Genomic DNA, 19,867 nt, shown 5'->3' with positions numbered 1-19,867 from the left:
GCCCTCCGCCCGCCCGCTACAGGCGCTGCGCCACGATCTCCTCGATCGCTTTCCGAGCCCGCTCGGCGTCCTCGGCGACCAGGCCGATCCTGGTCCGGCGGTCGAGCACGTCGGCGGCGTCCAACGCGCCCTCGTGCGTGACGGCGTAGGCGACCTCGGCACGCGTCACGTCCAGGCCTTCCGCGATCGGCGTCAACTCCCCGGCGGCCACCACCTCCTGGGACGATCCGCCGTGGCGGGCGAGCAGCGAGCCGGGCACGGCGCCCGCCGGGAGCGGGCGGCTGTCCCGGTGGGCCGGGGCGCCGACCAGCGGCAGGCGGGCCGTCCAGCAGGCCCGGGCCGGCAGGCCGCGCAGCCGCACGGCGGCGTCCACCGCGTCCTCGGCCATCCGCCGGTAGGTGGTGAGCTTGCCGCCGACCACCGTGACCAGCCCGGACGGCGACTCCAGCACCGCGTGCTCCCGGGAGATGTCGGCGGTGCTGCCGCCCCCGGTGTCGATCAGCGGCCGCAGCCCCGCGTACGCGCCGCATACGTCCGCCCTGGTCAGCGCGGTGCTCAGGGCGGCGTTGACGGTGTCGAGCAGGAAGGCGAGCTCCCCCTCGGCGGGCTGCGGCTCGTCCGGGATCGGACCGGGCGCGTCCTCGTCGGTCAGCCCGATCGCCACCCGGCCGAGCTGCTGGGGCAGCGCGAAGACGAAGCGGCTGGTCGAACCGGGCACCGGCACGGTGAGCGCCGCGGTCGGGTGGCCGAGCGCGGCGGCGTCCACCAGGAGGTGGGTGCCCCGGCTGGGGCGCAGCCTGATCGACGGATCCACCTCGCCCGCCCAGACGCCGGTGGCGTTGACCACCGCACCGGCCTCGACGGTCAGTGACTGCCCGGTGACGGTGTCGGTGAGCCGGGCGCAGCTGCCGGTCACGGACTCCGCCCGCACCCTGGTCAGCACGGTGGCGCCGTACTGCGCCGCGGTTCGCGCCAGCGCCACCACCAGCCGGGCGTCGTCGACGAGTTGGCCGTCGTGCGCGACCAGCGCGCCGGACAGTCCGGCGGTCCGCACGCCCGGCACCAGCTGCCGCGTCCGCGCGGCGCCGATCCGGCGCACCCGGGGCAGCAGCGCGCCCGGCGTCCGGGCGGCGATCCGCAGCGCGTCCCCGGCGTGGAAGCCCGCCCGGATCAGCGAGGCCTGCCCGGGGCGCAGCAACCCCGGGAGCAGCGGCACCAGTTGGGGCAGCGCGCGGATCAGGTGCGGGGCGGTGCGGGTCATCAGCACGCCGCGCTCGATCGCGCTCTCCCGGGCCACCCCGATCCGCCCGGAGGCGAGGTAGCGCAGGCCGCCGTGCACCAGCTTGGAGCTCCAGCGGCTGGTGCCGAACGCCAGGTCGCGGGACTCGACCAGCACCGTGCGCAGCCCGCGCGAGGCGGCGTCCAGGGCCACCCCGGCACCGGTGACGCCGCCGCCGATCACCAGCAGGTCGACTCTCGGGCGGTCCCCCAGCGCTTCGAGTTCCGCCCGGCGCCGGCCGGCGTCGAGTCGGCTGGAGCCGGCGAAGCGAGCGACGGAGTGAGCGGCGGAGGATCCGGTGGGCGTCGAGGTCATGGCGCGAGGTATCCGTTCAGTGCTCTGGTCAGTTCGCGCCGCCAGGCGGCCTCCGGCAGCAGGGAGGCGACCATGCGGTGCGACTGGACGGTGGACTGGGCGATCAGCAGGACCATGGCGGCCAGTTCGACCGGCTCCCCGGCCCGGATCGAACCGTGCGCCTGCCCCTGCTCGATGCCGGCCCGCAGCGCCTCCAGCAGGCCGCGCTGGCTGGTGCCGAGCCGCTCGACGACGTACTCCAGCAGCAGGTCGGAGTCGGAGGAGCGCAGCAGCGCGCCGAGCACCGGGTGGTCCCGCAGCCGGACGGCCACCTCGACGACCCCGTCGACGAAGGCCTCCCGGCCGATCGGGGCACCGTCGCCCCCGAGGGTCAGGGCGACGCCCTCCCGGGTGGCCCGGATCTCCCGGGTGAGCAGGGCGCCGATCACCGCCCGGACGTCCGGCCAGCGCCGGTAGACGGTCGGCCGGCTGACCCCGGCGCGGCGGGCGATCTCCGCCAACTGCGTTCGGCGCACGCCGAGATGGACGATCAGGTCGGCGGCGGCGTCCAGGATCGCGTCGTCGGTGCTGCGCGCGGGACTGCCAGGGGACTCGGCGTTACTACTTGACATGATGTGTGAAACTGTAACGCATGGCACCTGAGACGCAAGCGGGACCGGCCGGCGCCGCGCTGCCGCTCCCCCCGATGAAGTGGGACGCCTGGGGCGACCCGGCCCTCGCCAAGGAGCTGTCCGCGGACATCAAGGGGCTGCTCGCCGCCGCCCTCGGCGTCACCGGCGACGCCACCCCCGGACCGGCCGCCGACGAGGTCCTCCTGCACCCCTCGCGGATCACCGCCGACGACCTCAAGGCCCTCGCCGCCGCCGTCGGCGAGACCAACGTCAGCGCCGCCGACGCCGACCGGCTCCCCCGTGCCGGCGGCAAGTCCACCCCCGACCTGCTGCGCCGCCGCAGCCGCGCCCCCCAGGACGCGCCCGACGCCGTCGTGCTGCCCGGCGACGAGCAGGAGATCGCCGCCGTCCTCGCACTCTGCGCCGAACGCCGCATCGCCGTCGTCCCGTTCGGCGGCGGCACCAGCGTCGTCGGCGGCCTCGACCCCGAACGCGGCGGACTCACCGCCGTCATCTCGCTCGACCTGCGCCGCCTCGACCGGCTCCACGACCTCGACGAGACCTCCGGTGAGGCCGTCCTCGGCGCCGGCCTCACCGGCCCCGCCGCCGAGGCCCTGCTCGCCGAGCGCGGCTACGAGCTCGGCCACTACCCGCAGAGCTTCCGCTACGCCACCCTCGGCGGCTTCGCCGCCACCCGCTCCTCCGGCCAGGACTCGGCCGGCCACGGGCGCTTCGACGAGATGGTCCGCGGCCTGCGCGTCGTCACCCCCGCCGGGGTGCTCGACCTCGGCCGCGCCCCCGCCTCCGCCGCCGGCCCCGACCTGCGCGAACTCTTCCTCGGCTCCGAAGGCACCCTCGGCGTCATCACCGCCGTCCGGCTCCGCGTCCACCCGCTGCCCGCCGTCAAGGCCTACGAGGCCTGGAGCCTGCCCGACTTCGCCACCGGCAGCGCCGCCCTGCGCGCCGTCGAGCAGGCCGGCACCGGCCCCACGGTCATCCGGCTCTCCGACGAGGCCGAGACGATGGTCAACCTGGCCATGACCGAGCAGATCGGTGGCGCCCCCGCCGTCACCGGCTGCCTCGCCGTCACCGTCTTCGAAGGCACCGCCGAACAGGTCGCCACCCGCCACCGGCTCACCCGCGACACCCTGCTCGCCGCCGGCGCCACCTCCCTCGGCGAAGCCCCCGCCCGGGCCTGGGAACACGGCCGCTTCAGCGCCCCCTACCTGCGGGACTCCCTGCTCAGCGCCGGCGCCCTCTGCGAAACCCTGGAGACCGCGGCCAGTTGGAGCCGGCTCCCGCGGCTGCGGACCGCCGTCACCGAGGCCCTCACCACCGCCCTGCCCGGCGCCCTCGTCCTCTGCCACGTCTCGCACGTCTACCCGACCGGCGCCTCGCTCTACTTCACCGTCGTCGCCGCCCTCGGCGAGGACCCGCTCGCCCGGTGGGCCGCCGCCAAGCGCGCCGCCGGCGACGCCATCGTCACCGCCGGCGGCACCATCACCCACCACCACGCCGTCGGCGCCGACCACCGGCCCTGGATGAGCGACGAGATCGGCGAGCTCGGCGTGCGCATCCTGCGCGCCGTCAAGGCCGAACTGGACCCGGCGGGCATCCTCAACCCCGGCAAGCTGATCCCGTGACCGGCGGTCCGCGAGCCATCAGGCGAGTGGCCGTCCTCAGCAACCCGGCGGCGGGCACCGGCCACGCCGCACCCGCCGCCCACCGGGCCGTCGCCCGTCTGCACGCCCTCGGCCTCCACGTCGACCGGCACACCGGCCGCGACCCCGAGGACGCCGTCCGCCTCGCCCGCCGGGCCGTGGCGGACGGCGTCGACGCCGTCGTGGCCGTCGGCGGCGACGGCATGGTCAACCTCGCGCTCCAGGCCGTCGCCGGCACCGCCGTCCCGCTCGGCGTAATACCCGCCGGCACCGGCAACGACCACGCCCGCGCGTACGGCCTCCCCCTCGCCACCCCCGAAGCCGCCGCCGACGTCGTCGCCGCCGGACGCACCAGGACCGTCGACCTCGGCCTGGTCACCGCCGCCGACGGCACCACCCGCTGGTACGGCTCCGTCCTCGCCACCGGCTTCGACTCGCTGGTCAGCGACCGCGCCAACCGCCTGCGCTGGCCCCGCGGCCGGATGCGCTACAACCTGGCCATCCTCGCCGAGTTCGCCAACCTGCGCCCGCTGCCCTTCCGCATCACCCTCGCCGACGGCACCGTCATCGAACGCGACCTCACCCTGGCCGCCGTCGGCAACACCCGCAGCTACGGCGGCGGCATGCTCATCTGCCCCGACGCCCTCCCCGACGACGGGCTCCTCGACCTCACCCTCGTCGCCGCCATGCCCCGTCTGCGCATCGCCCGCTTCTTCCCCACCCTCTTCAAGGGCACCCACACCGCCCACCCCGAAGTCACCACCCACCGCACCGCATCCCTGCGGATCGACTCCCCCGCCATCACCGCCTACGCCGACGGCGAGTTCATCGCGGCCCTCCCCGTCGACGTGAGCGCCGCGCCCGGTGCCCTCCGCCTCCTGGTGCCGTGATCCACCCGCCTCTCCGTCGGAGCCACGGGCCTCACCCGGCCAGGCGGCGGCGCCAGAGGAGGGGGCGGATCTCCAACGCGCGGGAGGGGTCGGCGTTCCAGCGGGCGGGCAGGCCGGCGTCGGTGAGCGCGGCGGCCACCTCGTGGCCGATGGCGGTGGTGGTCAGCGGGGAGGCGTCGAAGCCGCCGTAGCGGAGGGTGAGGCCGTGGCCGGCGGCGGCGGAGTCGGTGGCCTGGGTGTGGAAGTAGACGTAGCCGCGGGCGTCCGGCGCCCCGGCGGCGGCGATCTCGGCGTCGCCGCAGGAACCGCAGCAGCTGAAGTGCTCCCGGGCGGTGATGCCGGCCTCCTCCAGGGCGGCGAAGGCCCGGGTGAGGCGTTCCGGGTCGGTCTCGCCGATCCAGCCGGTCTGCTCGCCGACGCGCTCCAGCCAGAGCCGGTCGGCCAGTTGCTCGGCCTGGTCGCGGGAGAGCGGGCGGTGGTCACCGGAGACCAGGTGGTCCTCGGCGAGTTCGGCGAGCTCGGCGCGGGTGGTGTAGCCGCCGGCCAGGGTGAGGCGCAGCCGGTCGTGCAACTGCCACAGGTCGTCGGCGGGCAGGTCGAGCGGCGGGGCGGGCTCCGGCTGCGGGCCCAGGTCGAGCGGCTGCCAGTCCAGGCCGTCGCCCCAGCCCGGCTCGTGCCGCGCCCAGCCCGTCATCGCGGCGATGACCGCCTCGGGACCGTCGGTGCGCACCTCGAAGTGCCGGGCGGCGGAGCCGTCGCGGTGTTCGAGCGTGTACTCGCCGCCTTCGGCGTGCCACACCTGGATGAAGACGTCCGGCAGGTCCGGTATCCGCTGGGCGACCAGGAAGCGGTCGCCCTTCGCGCCGATCCGCCGCACCAGCCGCGCCAACTCGGCCGCCTCCACCCGGAGGTGGCGCGTCCCGTCGTTCTCCTGCACCCCGATCGCCAGCATGTGGATCACCCAACCACACGCCACTGACAACGGCGCCGAGCCCCGGGACGCGCCCGCCGTCGGCCCGTTCTCGGCCCGCCGTCAGGCCTCCCTCAGCCCGCCGTCAGCCCGCCCGCTGCTCGCGGCGGAGGCGGAACAGCACGTTGGGACGCAGCGGGCCCTCGGGGGCGGTCGGGTCATCGAAGTCGTCGGCGGGGTCGGACGTCATGCCGAGGCGGCGCATGACGGCCTGCGAGCGGTGGTTGGTCGCGGTGGTGACGGCGAGGATCTCGGGGAGGCCGAGGGTATCGAAGCCGTGGGCGAGGACGGCACGGGCCGCCTCGGTGGCGTAGCCGTGGCCCCAGGCGGCGCGGGCGAGGCGCCAGCCGATCTCGACGCCGGTGAAGGGCAGGCCCTCGTCGACCTCGTCGAGGCCGGCCAGGCCGACGAACTCGCCGGTCGCGCGCACCTCGACGGCCAGCCAGCCGTATCCGCGCGCCGCGCTCTCGGCCTCGAAGCGCGCCACCGAGGCGTCGCACTGCTCGCGGGTGAGGACGTCCCCGAGGTGCTCGCGGACTTCGGGGTCGGCGTTCATCGCGGCCCAGGGTGCGAGGTCGGTGTCCCGCCAGGGGCGCAGGAGAAGGCGGTCGGTGCGCAGTTCGGTCATGCGGGCCAGCCAACGCCGACCGCGCCCGCCGGGGCAACCCGTTTTCCGCACCCCCCCACCCCGCACCCCCGTACCCCCGGCCCGGAGCGCACCCGCCGGGGGGCACGCCGTGCTCAGACGCCCGGGGTCGCGACGATCCGGCCGGCGTCGATCGCGGCGAGCAGTTCGGCGTGGTCGAGCGCCGTCTGGTCGGCGTACCGGACGGAGAAGTCGGCGATCGCCTCGGCGAAGGCGTCCGCGCCGCCCAGGTAGCCGGCGATGGCGAGGCGGTCGCCGGTGCGCGCGTGGGCGCGGGCGAGGGTGCGGCCGCACAGGTCGGCGTAGGCGCGCAGGCCGGACGGGGTGAGGTCGGCGACCTCGACCGAGCCCTTCATGTCGCGCAGTTGGCGGCCGTAGAAGTGGCGCCCGGCGGGGCCGGTGGTCCAGCCGAGGAAGATGTCGCTGGCGGCCTGCATGAGGTGCTGGCCGGTGACGACGCGGCGCCCGCCGTGGTGGACGGAGACCTCGGCGTCGACCCGGGTGGGCGGCAGGTGGTCCTCCAGGACGGACCGTCCGGCCTCCTTGAGCTGGAGGAACAGCGGGTCGCGGGTGTCCCGGCCCTCCAGCAGGACGATGTAGCAGCGGGTGCCGACGCTGCCGACACCGACGACCTTCATCGCCGCGTCGACGAAGCGGTAGCGGTCGAGGAGGACGCGACGGTCCTCGGCGAGGGTGGCCCGGTAGTCACTGAACACCTTGCCGATGTCGAGCAGTTCGTTCTTCTTCAGCGGTTCGATGAGCGGTGGCGCGCTGATGATGCGCCGCTGCCCGTCGCGTTCCTCGGTGAGCTTGCCGAAGGCGTGCAGGCTGGTGCGGCGGCGGGCCTGGGCGAGGTCGGCCTCGGCCTGCTTGCGCTGCCGGGGTTTGCGGAGCGGCGCCAGCAGGTCGCCCGCGTCGATCCGGGAGTACCAGACGTCGAGTTCGCCGAGCCCGGCGAGGCGGCGCATGGCGGTGGCGTAGCCCTGGACGGCGGTGCGGGCGGCGCGGTGGGCGCGGTCCTCGTCCTGTCCGTGGTCGCGGGCGGCGACGGCGATGCTGGCGGCCAGCCGTTTGACGTCCCACTCGAAGGGGCCGGGGTGGGTCTCGTCGAAGTCGTTGACGTCGAAGAGCAGGGCGCGTTCCGGCGAGGCGAACAGGCCGAAGTTCACCAGGTGGGCGTCGCCGCAGAGTTGGACGGTGAGGCCGGTGTCGGGGACGGCGCCGAGGTCGGCGGCCATGACGGCGGCGGCGCCGCGCAGGTAGGCGAAGGGGGTGTCGGCCATCCGCCCGTAGCGGATCGGCAGCAGCCGGGCGACCCGGTCCTCGCCCTGGCGCACCAGCACCTCGACCGGGTCGGGCCGGTCGGCGGCGGGGATCCACCGCCCGTGGGCGGAGCGGGAGACGCGGTCGCGGGCGGCCCGGCCGTGCCGGCGGCGTTCGGCGGGGGTGGTCATGCGCGGCGGCTCCTCGGTCGGCGGGACGGCGGGTCGGCGGGAGGACGAAGCGGCGAGACGGCGAAACGGCGAAACGGCGGGCGGGGTACGTCTCCCCGCGACGCTAGGCCACGAGTGCCGGAGCGCGCACCGCGCGCCCTCCGACACTCGGCCGACCGGATGAAGCCGACCGGATGAGACCCCCCGGCCCCCGCTCACTGCACGGTGAAGTCCGCCATCATCGCCATGTCCTCGTGCTCCAGGTTGTGGCAGTGCATCATGTACGTCCCCCGGTAGTCGGTGAAGCGCACCAGGACCTCGACCGCCTCGGCCGGACGCAGGTCGACGGTGTCCTTCCAGCCGCCGTCGTACGGGCCCGGGTCGCGACCGTTGCGGCTGAGCACCTGGAACTGGTTGAGGTGGACGTGGACGGGGTGGTGCAGGTCGGAGGTGAAGCGCCACCGCTCGGTGCTGCCGAGGGCGGGCCGGGCGAGGTCGCGGCCGGGCCGGTACAGGTCGCCGTTGATGGTCCAGCCGTAGCTCCCGCTGCGCCGGAAGACGAACTTGCGGGTGACGTCGACGGCGGAGGCGTCCAGTTCCTCGATCGTGGACAGCTTGTCGGGCACGGTCGAGTCGTCGCTGACCTTCTTGCCGGAGACGTCGAAGCGCATCACCTCCGCCGTGCGCCCGCTGCCGAAGAGGTTGAGCAGCCGCACCGAGGTGCCCGGGGCGTAGCGGGAGAAGTCGACGACGATGTCGAAGCGCTCGGCCGGGGCGATCTCCAGCACGTCGTGGGCGACCGGGGCGGCGAGCAGGCCGCCGTCGGAGCCGATCTGGACGAGGGCGTCGCCGCCGGAGGGCTGCGGGTCGAGCCGGAGCCGGTAGGGGCGGGCGTTGGAGGCGTTGAGCAGGCGCAGCCGGTAGCGGGCGCGGTCGACGTCGAGGCGGGGCCAGGGGGCGCCGTTGACGAGGATGACGTCGCCGAGGACGCCGTTCATGTAGTCGTCGGTGACGCCGGGCGAGGCGAGGTCCTCGTCCATGGCGGGGTAGCGGAAGGAGCCGTCCCCGGCGAAGGAGCGGTCGGCGAGCATCAGCGGGAGGTCGCGGTCGCCGCGCGGCAGTGGCAGGGCGCTCTCCTCGTCGTCGTGGACGAGGTGGAAGCCGGCCAGGCCGCGCCAGACGCCGGGGCCGGTGAAGCCCATCCGGTGGTCGTGGTACCAGAGGGTGGCGGCGCGCTGCTTGCCCGGGTAGGTGTGGGTGCGCTCGCCCTCCGCGGTGCGCCCCGCCTCGTGGCCCATCCCCTGCATGCCGGGCATGTCGGACATCCCTTGCATGCCCGGCGCCCCCCGGCCCGCGCCGGAGGAGCCGACCGGCAGCAGCAGGTCGACGGGGTAGCCGTCGCTGTCGGCCGGGGTGTGGCCGCCGTGCAGGTGGACCACGGACGGCACCGGCAGCTCGTTGCGGTGCTTGACCACCGCCGCCCGGCCGGACCGGGTGACCACCGTCGGCCCGGGGAAGGTGCCGCCGTACGTCCAGGCCTCGGTCCTGACGCCGGGCAGGATCTCCAGCTCGGCGACCCGTTGGGTGATCTCGTAGTAGTCGGCCGCCGCGTCGGTGCGCACCGGCTGGAGCACCGTGGGCACCGGCAGCGGGACCTGGAACGGCTCGGGCAGGTCGAGGCCGCTGCCGAGCAGCCGGCCGGGGTGGCCCTCGGCGAACAGCCGGGCGGCGGCGGGACCGGCGACGGCGGCCAGCGCGCCCGCGCCCAGGACGGAGGCGCCGACGCCCAGGAACCGGCGACGGTTCACTTGGACACCTCCAGCGGCCCGCCGGGGCGCGGCAGGCGTCCGCTGCCGTCCGGCTCGGGCAGGTGGTCCGCGCGGGCGGGCAGCGGCAGCCGCCAGGCGCCGACCAGCCCGAACAGGACCCCGCTGACCAGCAGCACCCCGAGGGTGACGTGCACGCTGATCGACCGCGCGTAGCCGGCCGCGATCTGGCCGACGACGGCGACGGTCAGCACGGCGGTGGTCCACAGCGGCCAGAGCGGGCCGCGGCCGGGCCGGCGCACCAGCGCGGCCACCACCAGTTGGCAGAGGACCACGGTGGCCAGCGTCATCGCGTTGCCCTCGTGGTCCTTGAGGGACTCGTAGGTGCCGTTGAGGAAGCTGCCGGCCAGCATGACCTGGAGCAGGGCCAGGACCGCCAGGGTGGTCGCGGTGGTGCGCAGCAGGATCAGCGGCCAGCGGGGCGCGGCGGCCGCGGGAGGACTGCTCATGTCGGGCTACTCTCTGCTTCGGCGGGTCGGGCGGGGCGGGCGAGAGCGTAGCTGATCCGACATCACGATCAGCTCCAATAAAGGTGTTTGGACTTTCCCAGCTACCCCATTGCGCCTACTCGGCCCGGCTTTTGTCACCCGTACGAGCGAGGCTCTGGTGTGCCCGTCCAGCGATCCTCAAGCAGGTGCCGCGAATGCTCGAAGGGCCCCGTCCGGCGGTACCGGACGGGGCCCTTCGGGCTTTCACTGGCCTCGGCTACTGTCGGGCGGCGCCCAGTGCCACCGGGCGGGTGCGCAGCAGGGCCCGGGCGGGCAGCCCGGTCGCGCCGAGGCAGAGCAGGACGGCTCCGGCGGCCAGCGGCAGGGCGAGCGCCGGCGGGATGTACGGGGAGGAGTTGGCGACGCCCCGGGCGATCGGGACGAGGGCGATCCAGGCGATCCCCCCGCCGATCACCAGGCCGGTCGCGGCGACCAGCAGCGCCTCCCAGCGCATCATGCCGCGCACCTGGCGCCGGGTGGTGCCCGCCAGTCGGAGCAGGGCGACCTCGCGGCGCCGGTCGAGGACGGTCATCACCAGGGTGTTGACGGCGGTGACGGCGGCGAACCCGCCGAGCACGCCGGCCATCACGGTGTTGGCCCAGGCGTTCAGCTCCATCATCTTGTCGGACTGGGCGACGAATCCGGCCCGGTCGGTCACGGTCGCCCCGCCGGGGCCCGCGAGGCCCGCCAGCGCGGCCGCCACCGCCGCGCGGTCGGCGCCCGGCGCGTCGGCGACCAGCACCTGGCTGTCGTACCCGGCGGTGACGTGCCCGGCGACGACCGCCCGGGGCAGCAGCACCTGGCCGAAGCCGAGCCCGCGGTCGTAGACGGCGACCACGGCGGGCCGCACCGGGGTGCCGTCGCCGAGCCGCAGCGGCACCCGGTCGCCGACCTCGACGTCCAGGGCGTCGGCCAGCGTGGCGTCCAGGGCGACGGTGTCGGCGGCGCGGCCCAGGTCGGCGAGCGAACCGCTGCGCACGCCCAGGTCGAGCACCCGGGACAGCCGGGCCGGGTCGCCGTCGACGCCGAGCGCGGTGGCGGAGCCGAGCTGCATGTCGTGGGTGTACACGGCGGCGGTGCGCAGCACGCCGACCGCGGCGTCCACACCGGGCACCTTGGCGGCCCGCCCGGCGGTGCCCGCGGGCAGGCCGGGGCCGGTGGAGCCGATCACGTGGTCGGCGACGATGCCGTCCCGCACGTTCGCGCCGGTGGTGTGGCTGATGGTGCTCTGGAGGAACAGCAGGGTGCCGCAGAAGGCGGTGACCAGCACGATCGGGGTGATCGCGGAGGCCAGCCGGCGGGCGTTGGCGCGGGTGTTGTCGGCGGCCAGCGAGCCGGGGGCGCCGCCGGCCCGCAGCGGGGCGCCGAACACCGTGGCGGCGACCCGCGCCACCCAGGGGCCGAGCAGCGCGACGGCCAGCATGAAGCACATGACCACGCCGAGCGCGGTGTTGGCGGCGTTGATGCCGTCCAGGGCGGCCGCGAAGGCGGCGGCCACCACGCCGCCGGCGGCGAAGAGCAGCCCGATGACGGTCCGGACCTTGCCGGGGTGGCCCGGTTCGACGGCGGCCGCGCCGAGCGCCTGACCGGGGCGCAGCTTGGCGGGGCGGCGGGCGGCCAGGAAGCCGGCGGTCAGCGCGGCGAGGGTGCAGATGAGGACGGCGGCGAGCATCGGCAGCGGGCCGACGTCCAGCCGCACGCCCTGCGGCACGGCGCCGCGCGAGGTCAGTTCGTCGAACCACCAGCGGGCCAGGGCCAGTCCGGGCAGGATGCCGAGCGCCCCGGCGACCGGCGCGACCAGCATCGCCTCGGTGGCGATGGTGCGGCGGATCTGCCGCGGGGTGGCGCCGATGGCGCGCAGGAGGGCGAACTCGCGGGCGCGCTGGCCGGTGGCCAGGGCGACGGTGCTCATCACGACGAAGATCGCGGTCATGGTGGCGTAGCCGCCGAAGCTGCCGCCGAGCCCTATCAGCAGGGTGCGGGCCTCGCCGATGGCGGGCTGTTCGACGGTGCCGCGGCCGTCGCCGGTGAAGACCTTGGCGCCGCCGCTCTCGGCCTTGGTCTCAAGGCCGATGGCCGGGGTGCCGGCGGCCTTGGCGTCCGCGGCCCGGGTGTCCGCGGCCTTGGCACCGAGGGCCTGGGCGTCGAGGGCCTGGCGGACCTGCGCGACCAGCGCGGCGCGGTCCACGCCCTCGCGCGGCTGGACGGCGATCGCGTCGATCCGGCCGGGGTGGCCGGAGAGGCGGTCGGCGGTGGCGTCGGCGAACCAGGCGGTGGGGCCGGCCGGTTGGGCGGCGGCCAGGCCGGAGATCCGGTAGTCGCCGGTGCCGCCGGGGGCGGTGAGGGTGAGCTTCGCGCCGGGCGCGAGGTGGGCGGCGCGCGCCGTGTCGGCGTCCAGTACCACCTCGTCGGCGCCGGGCGCACGGCCCTCGGCCAGCTGGTCGGCCGGGCCGGCGATGCCGAGCGCGGCGAAGCCCCGGCCGGTCAGGGCAGGGGTGCCGGCGCCGGCCGGCAGCGGGAAGGCGCTGTCCGGGCGGGCGGCGGCGACCCCGGGCAGTGCGGCGATCCGGCCCACCAGGGCGGCGTCCGTCCGGGCCCGCTCGGGGGTGGTCAGCTCCCTGGTCTCGTTGTCGCGGCCGACCTTGGCGGTGATCCGCACCATCGGATCGGCCGCGACCACCACCGGGGCGCCCGCGTACCGCTGCGGTGCGACGCTCGCGGTCAGGCCGGTCTGCAGCAGCACGCCGCAGGCCACCACCACGGCGGCGCCCAGCAGCAGGGCGACCAGGGTGCCCACGAAGGAGGCGGGTCGAAAGCGCACCGAGGCGCGCGCCAGTCCGTTGCTCATGCCCCTGCCCCGTTCCACTCGTCGATCGGTCCACGCCGCCCGTTCACGCCGCGACCCCCACCGGGCGGGCGGTGAGCGAGACCATCCGGTCGGCGACGGCCTGCGCCTGCGGGTGGTGCAGCTCGTCGACGAGCGCGCCGCCGGCCAGGAACAGCGCCCGGTCGGCGAACGAGGCCGCCACCGGGTCGTGGGTCACCATGACCACCGTCGCGCCCAGGTCGTCCACGGCGCGCCGCAGCAGGCCCAGCACCTCGTGCGCGGTGCGGGTGTCCAGCGCGCCGGTCGGCTCGTCGGCGAACACCACGTCCGGGTCGGTGATCAGCGCGCGGGCGATCGCCACCCGCTGCTGCTGGCCGCCGGAGAGCTGGCCGGGCCGCCGCTTGGCGTGCTCGCCGAGGCCGACCTGGGCCAGCAGCTCCCGGGCCCGGGCGCGGTCCTGGCGCTCGCCGGCCAGCCGCTGCGGGAGCAGCACGTTCTGCTCCACCGTCAGCGAGGGCAGCAGGTTGAAGGACTGGAAGACGAAGCCGATCCGGCTGCGGCGCAGCTTGGTGAGCCGGTCCTCGCTCAGCCGGGTGATGTCCTCGCCGCCGAGGCGGATCTCTCCCTGGTCGGGCTTGTCCAGGCCCGCCGCGCACTGCAGGAAGGTCGACTTGCCGGAGCCGGACGGGCCCATCACGGCGGTGAAGCTGCCCCGGGCCAGCGCCAGGTCGATCCCGCGCAGCGCGTGCACGGTCTCGCCGCCGCGGCCGTAGGTGCGGCGCACCCCGCGCAGCTCGATCGCCGGACGGGCGCCCTGCTCGGGGTACGGGCCGCCGCCGTACGCCCCCGTCGCGTACGGGCCGGCGGCGTGCGGTCCGGCGGCGTACGGCTCGGTCGATGGGCGGTCGTGGCGGCGTGCCATGGTTGGGCCTTCCCTCGGGGATCGTCGGTGGTCGTCGACGGGTTCCACGCTAGAAAAGGCCAGGCCGGCGGACCATGGAGGCCGCTGGCGGACCGGGGGTGGGGATATCCCCACCCCCCTCCGGGGGGCTGCGGGCCCGCAGCGGGCGGGCTCACACCGGGTCGGCGACGATCTCCCCGTAGGCGGTGGCGAGTTCGGCGAGCACGGGGTGCGCCGGGTCGAAGGCCGTGCCGTCGGCCGCTGCCAGCGGCCGGACGCCGACGCCCGCGTTCACCGCGAACGCCGCCGTGAAGCGGCCCAGCCCGGACGCGTCCACCCGCTCGCGCGACTGCGGCCCGCCGTACGCGCCGGCCAGCAGAGCGGCGGTCACCCCGGGCAGGCTCGGGCCGTCCGGCCAGACCAGTCGGCGGCCGTCGAGGAAGCCGACGTTCCAGGTGGCGCCCTCGACCACCCCGCCGCCGTCCGGATCCACCAGCAACACGTCGTCGTAGCCGTCGAGTTGGGCCCGCCTGCGGTGGTGGACCAGGCCGAACAGGCCGACGTGCTTCACCTCCGGCAGCTCCCGCCGGTACCCGACCGTGCGCACCCGCAGCGGGCCCGGCGCCGCTGCCGCCGCCGGGCGGGTGGTCAGCAGCAGCCGGGGCACCGCCGGGGCGCCGGGGCGTTCCAGGCCGAGCGCCGGGTCGTACACCGTCACCCGGACGATCACCGGCGCGCCGTCGGCGGGCAGCACCGCGCGGATCCGCTCCCGCACCGCCTCCCGGTCCAACTCGGCGGCGAACAGCACCCGGCAGTCCCGGACCAGCCGGTCCAGGTGCAGCGCCAGGCCCCGGACCCGGCCCGCCTCGGCGCGCAGGGTGGTGAAGTGCCCGTAGTTCAGCAGCCCCAGTGCTGCCAGCCGCGCCGGGTCGGCCGGCGCGCCGTCGATCTCGATCTCAGCCATCCCCCGAGTCTGCCAGCCCCGGCGCCGCCGCCACCGGGGCCTCCGCTCTCGGCGCCGGTGCCGGTGCCGGGGACGGGGTCGGGGACGGGGACGGGGACGGGGTCGGGGACTGGGACGGGGACGGGGTCGGGGACTGGGACTGGGTCGGGGACTGGGACTGGGTCGGGGTTTCAGACGCCGCCACCGCCGGGCGGTACGGGCTGACCACCTGGCGGCCCGCCGCCAGGGCCAGCTGCTCGAAGTGCTCGATCTTGTAGGCCAGCCCCTCCGGCTCCCCGGCGTCCGACCACCGCCACGCCTCCGCCCACCACTGCGGGCCGCGCACCAGCGGCCGGCCCGCGAGCGCCAGGTGCAGCGCCAGCGTCGAACGCGCGTACTCGTGCACCCAGCCGTCGGCCGCCCGGTAGTCGGGCGTCTCGTCCAACCGCAGCCAGCGGCCCTCGCAGCCGGCGGCGAGCATCGGCACCCAGCCCCACCCCCGGTCCGCGACCAGCAGGTGCAGCCAGCCGCCCTCCTCGCACACCCGGTACGGCGGGAGCTGCGGCATCCGGGCCAGGGCCAGCGAACGCTTCCAGCCGACCACCCAGAGGCCGCGGCGCAGGTAGTAGCGGACGGCGTGCTGCCAGGCCCAGTGCGACTCCAGCCGGAAGCCGGGCAGGCCCTCCGCGGCCGCCGCCGCGTACACCTCGTCCAGCGCCCCGGCGGCCAGCCCCCGGCCGCGCGCCTCCGGGATCAAGTAGAGGGAGGAGACGGCGAGTTGGCCGGGCCCCTTGGTCCAGTTGTCCACCGCCACCGTGCCGGCCGCGGCGCCGTCCTCGTCCAGCACCCAGTAGCGGCGCCGGTACAGCTCGCCGCCGGGCCACTCCCGGCCGCTCTCCCCCAGCCGCTCGCGCCACCGGCGCTCGGCCTCCGGCGTCAGCTCGTCCGGGGCCACCAGCTCCCCCAGCTCACCCTCCACCAGGGACGCCAAGTCCCAGAGGGCGAACCGCCGTTCGTCCCCCTCGGCGACCGCCCGCAGCCGCGGCCCCGCCGCCAGCCGGTCCTGCGCCCGCTCCACTGCCGCATCCCACGACCTCACCACGCCGACACGATAGCGGGAGCGCGGGCACTTTCCGTAATTCGACGAACACCGAACGTCAGATCGGATGCGAAGGTCGCCGGGCGACGGCCTCGACGGATGGTAGGGGAAACCCGACCAGAGGACTCGACCTGACCGTGATGACCAGGCTGACCTGCGACGATGCAATGAACGGGTGATGAATCGGCACGACTCCCCAGACCGGCGACACGCCGCCGCCTGGTGCGGCGGATGGCTCCTCGCGGCCGGATGGGCCGGGGCCTTCCCACTGCTCTCCGACCTCGGCCCGCACCGCACCTGGGGCACCTGCGCCGCCGTCGGCTACCTGCTGGCGGCGCTCGCCGCCCTCCTGCCGACGCGCCGGGGCCGGCCGCTGTCCATCGCCCTCGCACTCACCGGGGCCGTCGCCGTGCCACTGCTCGCCCTCGTGCTGACCGGCCGGGGGCAGAGCGAGATCGGGGTGATCGAACGCTCCGGGGCCCTGCTGCTGCACACCGGAACGCCGTACCTCGCCGAGCCCCGGACGGTGGCCGAGTACACCCCGTACCTGCCCGGGATGGCGCTCCTCGGACTCCCCCGGGCCCTGCTCGACGGGCTGCCGCTCGGCGGCCTGTCACTCGATGGCCTGTCACTCGGCGGTCTGCCGCTCGCCCGGGTGGCGGGCGACGCGCGGCTCTGGTGCGCGGCCGCGTTCCTCGCCTGCCTGCCGCGCTCCGCGCCCGCCGGGCGGCGGACCGCCCTCGCAGCGCCGACCACCCCACCCCTCGGCCCGCGAACCGCCCTCGCCGCGCTGACCGCCTCGCCCGTCGTCGCGCTGCCGCTCTGCGTCAGCGGCGTCGACCTGCCGATGACCGGCCTCTGCTGGCTCGCCCTCACCCTCGCCGCCCGACGGCGCCCCGCCACCGCCGGACTGGCCCTCGCCGCCGCCTGCTCGCTCAAGTGGACGGCCTGGCCGGCCGTCGCCGTGGTCACCGCGCTGCTCGCCGCCACCGCCGGACGGCGCCCCGCCCTGCGCGCCGCCGCCGTCGCGGTGGGCGGCACGGCCCTGCTCGTCCTGCCCGGCGCCCTGCGCTCGCCCGGGCCGATGCTCCACCAGGTGTTCGCCTTCCCCACCGGCCGCGGCGACCTGCCCACCCCCGCCGCCAGTCCGCTGCCCGGACGGCTGCTCGCCGACCTCGGCCCGCCCGGCTGGTACGCGGCCGTCGGCCTGCTGCTGCTCGCCGCAACCGCCCTCGCGGCCTCCCTGCTCACCCACCCGCCCCGGCACGCGGCGGCCGCCGCCGACCGGCTCGCCCTCGGGCTCGCCCTGGCCTTCCTGCTCGCCCCCGCCGGGCGGTTCGGCTACCTCGCGCTGCCGGTCCTCCTCGTCCTGCTCGCCCGGGTGCTCCCGCCGCCCCTCCCCGTCCTCCCCGCTCCGAGCCCTTCTCCGCCGCCTTCTCCGATCCCTTCCCCGGCCGCTTCCCCGGCCCCTTCTCCGATCCCTTCCCCGGCCGCTTCCCCGGCCCCTTCTCCGATCCCTTCCCCGGCCGCTTCCCCGGCCCCTTCTCCGATCCCTTCTCCGGCCCCTTCTCCGACACCGAACCGAGGTCCCACCCGCCCATGGGCAGCACACTCATCGTCACCAACGACTTCCCGCCCCGCCAAGGCGGCATCGAAACCTTCGTCCACGCCCTGGCCACCCGGCTGCCCCACTCCGACGTCGTGGTCTACACCTCCGCCGAACCGGGCGCCGATCGGCACGACGCCGCTCTCCCCTTCCCGGTGATCCGCGACCGGGCCCGCACCCTGCTGCCCACCGCCCGGGCCACCCGCCGCGCCGCCGAGATCGCCCGTGCCCACGGCTGCGACCGGGTCTGGTTCGGTGCCGCCGCCCCGCTCGCCGCGATGGCCCCCGGCCTGCTCCGCCAGGCCGACGGCATCCGCCGCACCGTCGCCACCACCCACGGCCACGAGATCTGGTGGGCCCGCACCCCCGGCGCCCGCCGCCTGCTGCGCCGGATAGGCCGCAGCGTCGACGTCGTCACCTACCTCGGCGAGTACACCCGCGCCCGGATCGCCCCCGCCCTCGGCCCGGACGCCCGGCTGGCGCGCCTCGTCCCCGGCGTGGACCCGGACCGCTTCCGGCCCGGCGCCGAGGGCGCCCGGCGGGCCCGCACCGGGCCGGTGATCCTCTGCGTCGCCCGGCTCGTCCCGCGCAAGGGGCAGGACGTCCTGATCCGCGCCCTGCCGGCGATCCGCCGGGCCGTCCCCGGCGCGGTCCTCGTCCTCGTCGGCCAAGGCCCGTACGAGGACCGTCTGCGCGCGCTCGCCCACCGGTGCACCGAGCCCGGCAGCGTCGAATTCGCCGGCGGTCTCGACCACACGGCCACCGCCGCCCACTACGCCGAGGCCGACGTCTTCGCCATGCCGTGCCGCACCCGCCGGGCCGGCCTCGAAGCCGAAGGACTCGGCATCGTCTACCTCGAAGCGGCCGCCGCAGCCCTGCCCGTCGTCGCCGGCCGCTCCGGCGGCGCCCCCGACACCGTCCTCGACGGCGTCACCGGCACCGTCGTCGACGGGCGCGACCCGGCCGACGTGGCCGCCGCCCTCACCCGCCTCCTCCTCGCCCCGCCGGCGGACCGTGCCCGGATGGGCGCCGCCGGCCGCGACTGGGCCGCCACCCACTGGTCCTGGACCGCCTCCGCCCACCGCCTCGCCCACCTGCTCGACCCCACCCGCTCCGTCACCGGCGCCCTCGCCGAGCTCGCCTGACACTTTCGGGCGCGCCAACGCCGTTTTGTTCAATGGGAGTTCGAGCAGAAGTGACACCAACTCACCAACATGCGGGCGATCATCGAGTCAGGGGGGGCAAAGGCTGCCGAATCCGCCCGCAGGATGCGCCTTCGGCGCGCGAAGTCCCGTACGCGCAGCGGGCGCACCCTTTTTCATCATATGAATATTTGCCTTCCGTTTTTCAATCCGACCGAATGGTGGAAACCCCGGGAGTAGAGCCGAAATCACGAGGAGGTGGGCACCATGGTGGAGGTCGAACGATTGCTGGCCGACTGCCTCCGGGACGCTCGCGACATTCCGTGGGGAACGGTACCGGTCGATTCCGCGGGCCCCGAGTACGAGGCCGCGCGCCGCGCGTTCCTGACGGCCGGGCTGTCCGCGCTGCGCGACGACCGGCCCGAGGACGGCTGGGTGCAGATCAACCTCGCGCCGGGCCCGGCCACTTGGCACCGGACGTACCGCGCCGTCGCGGACACGGCCCGCGACCTGATCTCCGCCGGCGCGGCGCGCTCCTTCTTCTTCATGCACAAACCGCCCGGACTGCGGGTCCGGTTCGAGGCGGGCCGGTCCGAAGTCGGGGCGCTGCGCGAGGAACTGGCGCGCCGCTTCCGCGCGGTGGACGGACAGCCGCAACCGCCGCTGTGCGGGCGGTACGAGCCGGAGACCTACCTCTTCGGCGGCCCGCGTTCGATGCGGCACGTCCACGACCTGTTCACGGTGGACTCCCTGGCCTGGCTCGATCACCACGACACCGTCGCGGCACCGGGCCGACCGGAGGCCGTCGCGGACTGGCGGTTGTCCCTGTACCTCCTCGGTGAACTCCTCGACGGCCTCGGCATCGTCGGCTGGGAGCACCGCGGGGTCTGGCAGGTGCTCCAGGACGACGCCGGCCGCAGGCTGGGCACCGAGCCGGACGAGGACACCCGGCGCGCCGCCGCAGGCATCCTCGCGGCCTGGCGAGCCGGCGGACGGAGCCTGCTCGATCCGCTGCCGCCGCAACGGCGGGCGGCGGTCGAGGTGCACGGGGACGCCGTGCGCCGGGCCGCCGAGGGCTGGCGCACCGGCTACTTCGAGTCCGGTGAAGCGGTGATCGGCCCGCGCCGCGCCGCCGCCCACTACGTCGTCTTCCACTGGAACCGGGGGCGGTTCTCCCTGGCCCGGCAGAGCCTGCTGACCCACGCGCTCACCGGTGACGGGAGGTCCTGA

Annotated in this window: 16 protein-coding genes; 5 read left to right on the top strand and 11 right to left on the bottom strand. The window is 75.9% G+C overall.

The window, feature by feature from the left end:
• Positions 1 to 16 precede the first annotated feature (16 nt).
• Positions 17 to 1,594 (bottom strand): glycerol-3-phosphate dehydrogenase/oxidase, encoded by a 1,578-nt coding sequence (locus AB0O19_RS31225; RefSeq protein WP_363624388.1) that lies wholly within the window; start codon positions 1,592 to 1,594, stop codon positions 17 to 19.
• The gene (locus AB0O19_RS31220) at positions 1,591 to 2,205 is read right to left on the bottom strand and encodes a TetR/AcrR family transcriptional regulator (RefSeq protein WP_363624386.1); all 615 of its coding nucleotides are present in this window, start codon (positions 2,203 to 2,205) and stop codon (positions 1,591 to 1,593) included. Before AB0O19_RS31220 ends, AB0O19_RS31225 begins: the two co-directional genes overlap by 4 nt.
• A 74-nt stretch (positions 2,206 to 2,279) precedes the next feature.
• Between AB0O19_RS31220 and AB0O19_RS31215 the strand changes: the two genes are divergently transcribed.
• Positions 2,280 to 3,848 carry an FAD-binding oxidoreductase gene (locus AB0O19_RS31215; protein WP_363624456.1) on the top strand — a complete coding sequence of 523 codons (1,569 nt, stop codon included), beginning with the start codon at positions 2,280 to 2,282 and terminating at the stop codon, positions 3,846 to 3,848.
• Positions 3,845 to 4,756 carry a diacylglycerol kinase gene (locus AB0O19_RS31210; RefSeq protein ID WP_363624384.1) on the top strand — a complete coding sequence of 304 codons (912 nt, stop codon included), beginning with the start codon at positions 3,845 to 3,847 and terminating at the stop codon, positions 4,754 to 4,756. The genes AB0O19_RS31215 and AB0O19_RS31210 overlap by 4 nt, the downstream gene beginning before the upstream one ends.
• A 31-nt stretch (positions 4,757 to 4,787) precedes the next feature.
• Here AB0O19_RS31210 and AB0O19_RS31205 read toward each other — a convergent pair whose 3' ends face one another.
• The 9 genes from AB0O19_RS31205 to AB0O19_RS31165 all read right to left on the bottom strand — a co-directional run bounded on the left by AB0O19_RS31205 (position 4,788) and on the right by AB0O19_RS31165 (position 15,892).
• Positions 4,788 to 5,708: a hypothetical protein gene (locus AB0O19_RS31205; protein ID WP_363624382.1), complete on the bottom strand. Its 921-nt coding sequence runs from the start codon at positions 5,706 to 5,708 to the stop codon at positions 4,788 to 4,790.
• A gap of 103 nt (positions 5,709 to 5,811) precedes the next feature.
• The gene (locus tag AB0O19_RS31200) at positions 5,812 to 6,354 is read right to left on the bottom strand and encodes a GNAT family N-acetyltransferase (protein WP_363624380.1); all 543 of its coding nucleotides are present in this window, start codon (positions 6,352 to 6,354) and stop codon (positions 5,812 to 5,814) included.
• 113 nt (positions 6,355 to 6,467) lie between these two features.
• Entirely contained in the window at positions 6,468 to 7,826 is a 1,359-nt protein-coding gene (locus AB0O19_RS31195) for a DUF2252 domain-containing protein (RefSeq protein WP_363624378.1), read from the bottom strand.
• A gap of 194 nt (positions 7,827 to 8,020) precedes the next feature.
• Positions 8,021 to 9,613, bottom strand: a complete 1,593-nt coding sequence (locus AB0O19_RS31190; RefSeq protein ID WP_363624377.1) for a multicopper oxidase domain-containing protein — start codon at positions 9,611 to 9,613, stop codon at positions 8,021 to 8,023.
• Complete coding sequence (locus tag AB0O19_RS31185) at positions 9,610 to 10,080, bottom strand: hypothetical protein (protein WP_363624375.1); 471 nt, start codon at positions 10,078 to 10,080, stop codon at positions 9,610 to 9,612. The genes AB0O19_RS31190 and AB0O19_RS31185 overlap by 4 nt, the downstream gene beginning before the upstream one ends.
• 256 nt (positions 10,081 to 10,336) lie before the next feature.
• Positions 10,337 to 12,967: an FtsX-like permease family protein gene (locus tag AB0O19_RS31180; protein ID WP_363624373.1), complete on the bottom strand. Its 2,631-nt coding sequence runs from the start codon at positions 12,965 to 12,967 to the stop codon at positions 10,337 to 10,339.
• Between the two features lie 43 nt (positions 12,968 to 13,010).
• Positions 13,011 to 13,868, bottom strand: coding sequence for an ABC transporter ATP-binding protein (locus tag AB0O19_RS31175; protein ID WP_363624371.1), 858 nt, complete (start codon positions 13,866 to 13,868; stop codon positions 13,011 to 13,013).
• A 151-nt stretch (positions 13,869 to 14,019) separates the two neighbouring features.
• On the bottom strand, positions 14,020 to 14,811 hold the full coding sequence (locus AB0O19_RS31170; protein ID WP_363624369.1) for an aminotransferase class IV: 792 nt from the start codon (positions 14,809 to 14,811) through the stop codon (positions 14,020 to 14,022).
• Entirely contained in the window at positions 14,804 to 15,892 is a 1,089-nt protein-coding gene (locus AB0O19_RS31165; protein WP_363624367.1) for a GNAT family N-acetyltransferase, read from the bottom strand. The genes AB0O19_RS31170 and AB0O19_RS31165 overlap by 8 nt, the downstream gene beginning before the upstream one ends.
• A 175-nt stretch (positions 15,893 to 16,067) precedes the next feature.
• Between AB0O19_RS31165 and AB0O19_RS31160 the strand changes: the two genes are divergently transcribed.
• The 3 genes from AB0O19_RS31160 to AB0O19_RS31150 all read left to right on the top strand — a co-directional run bounded on the left by AB0O19_RS31160 (position 16,068) and on the right by AB0O19_RS31150 (position 19,867).
• Entirely contained in the window at positions 16,068 to 17,654 is a 1,587-nt protein-coding gene (locus AB0O19_RS31160) for a hypothetical protein (protein ID WP_363624365.1), read from the top strand.
• Positions 17,540 to 18,640: a glycosyltransferase family 4 protein gene (locus AB0O19_RS31155; RefSeq protein WP_363624454.1), complete on the top strand. Its 1,101-nt coding sequence runs from the start codon at positions 17,540 to 17,542 to the stop codon at positions 18,638 to 18,640. The genes AB0O19_RS31160 and AB0O19_RS31155 overlap by 115 nt, the downstream gene beginning before the upstream one ends.
• A 264-nt stretch (positions 18,641 to 18,904) precedes the next feature.
• A complete protein-coding gene (locus AB0O19_RS31150; protein ID WP_363624363.1) occupies positions 18,905 to 19,867 on the top strand; it encodes a thiopeptide-type bacteriocin biosynthesis protein in 963 nt (320 codons plus the stop codon).

Origin of the sequence: Kitasatospora sp. NPDC091276 (assembly GCF_040684355.1) — a bacterium.
GTDB lineage: Bacteria > Actinomycetota > Actinomycetes > Streptomycetales > Streptomycetaceae > Kitasatospora.
Note: the sequence above shows the minus strand (reverse complement) of the source record. Positions and strands in the feature narration are given on the sequence as shown.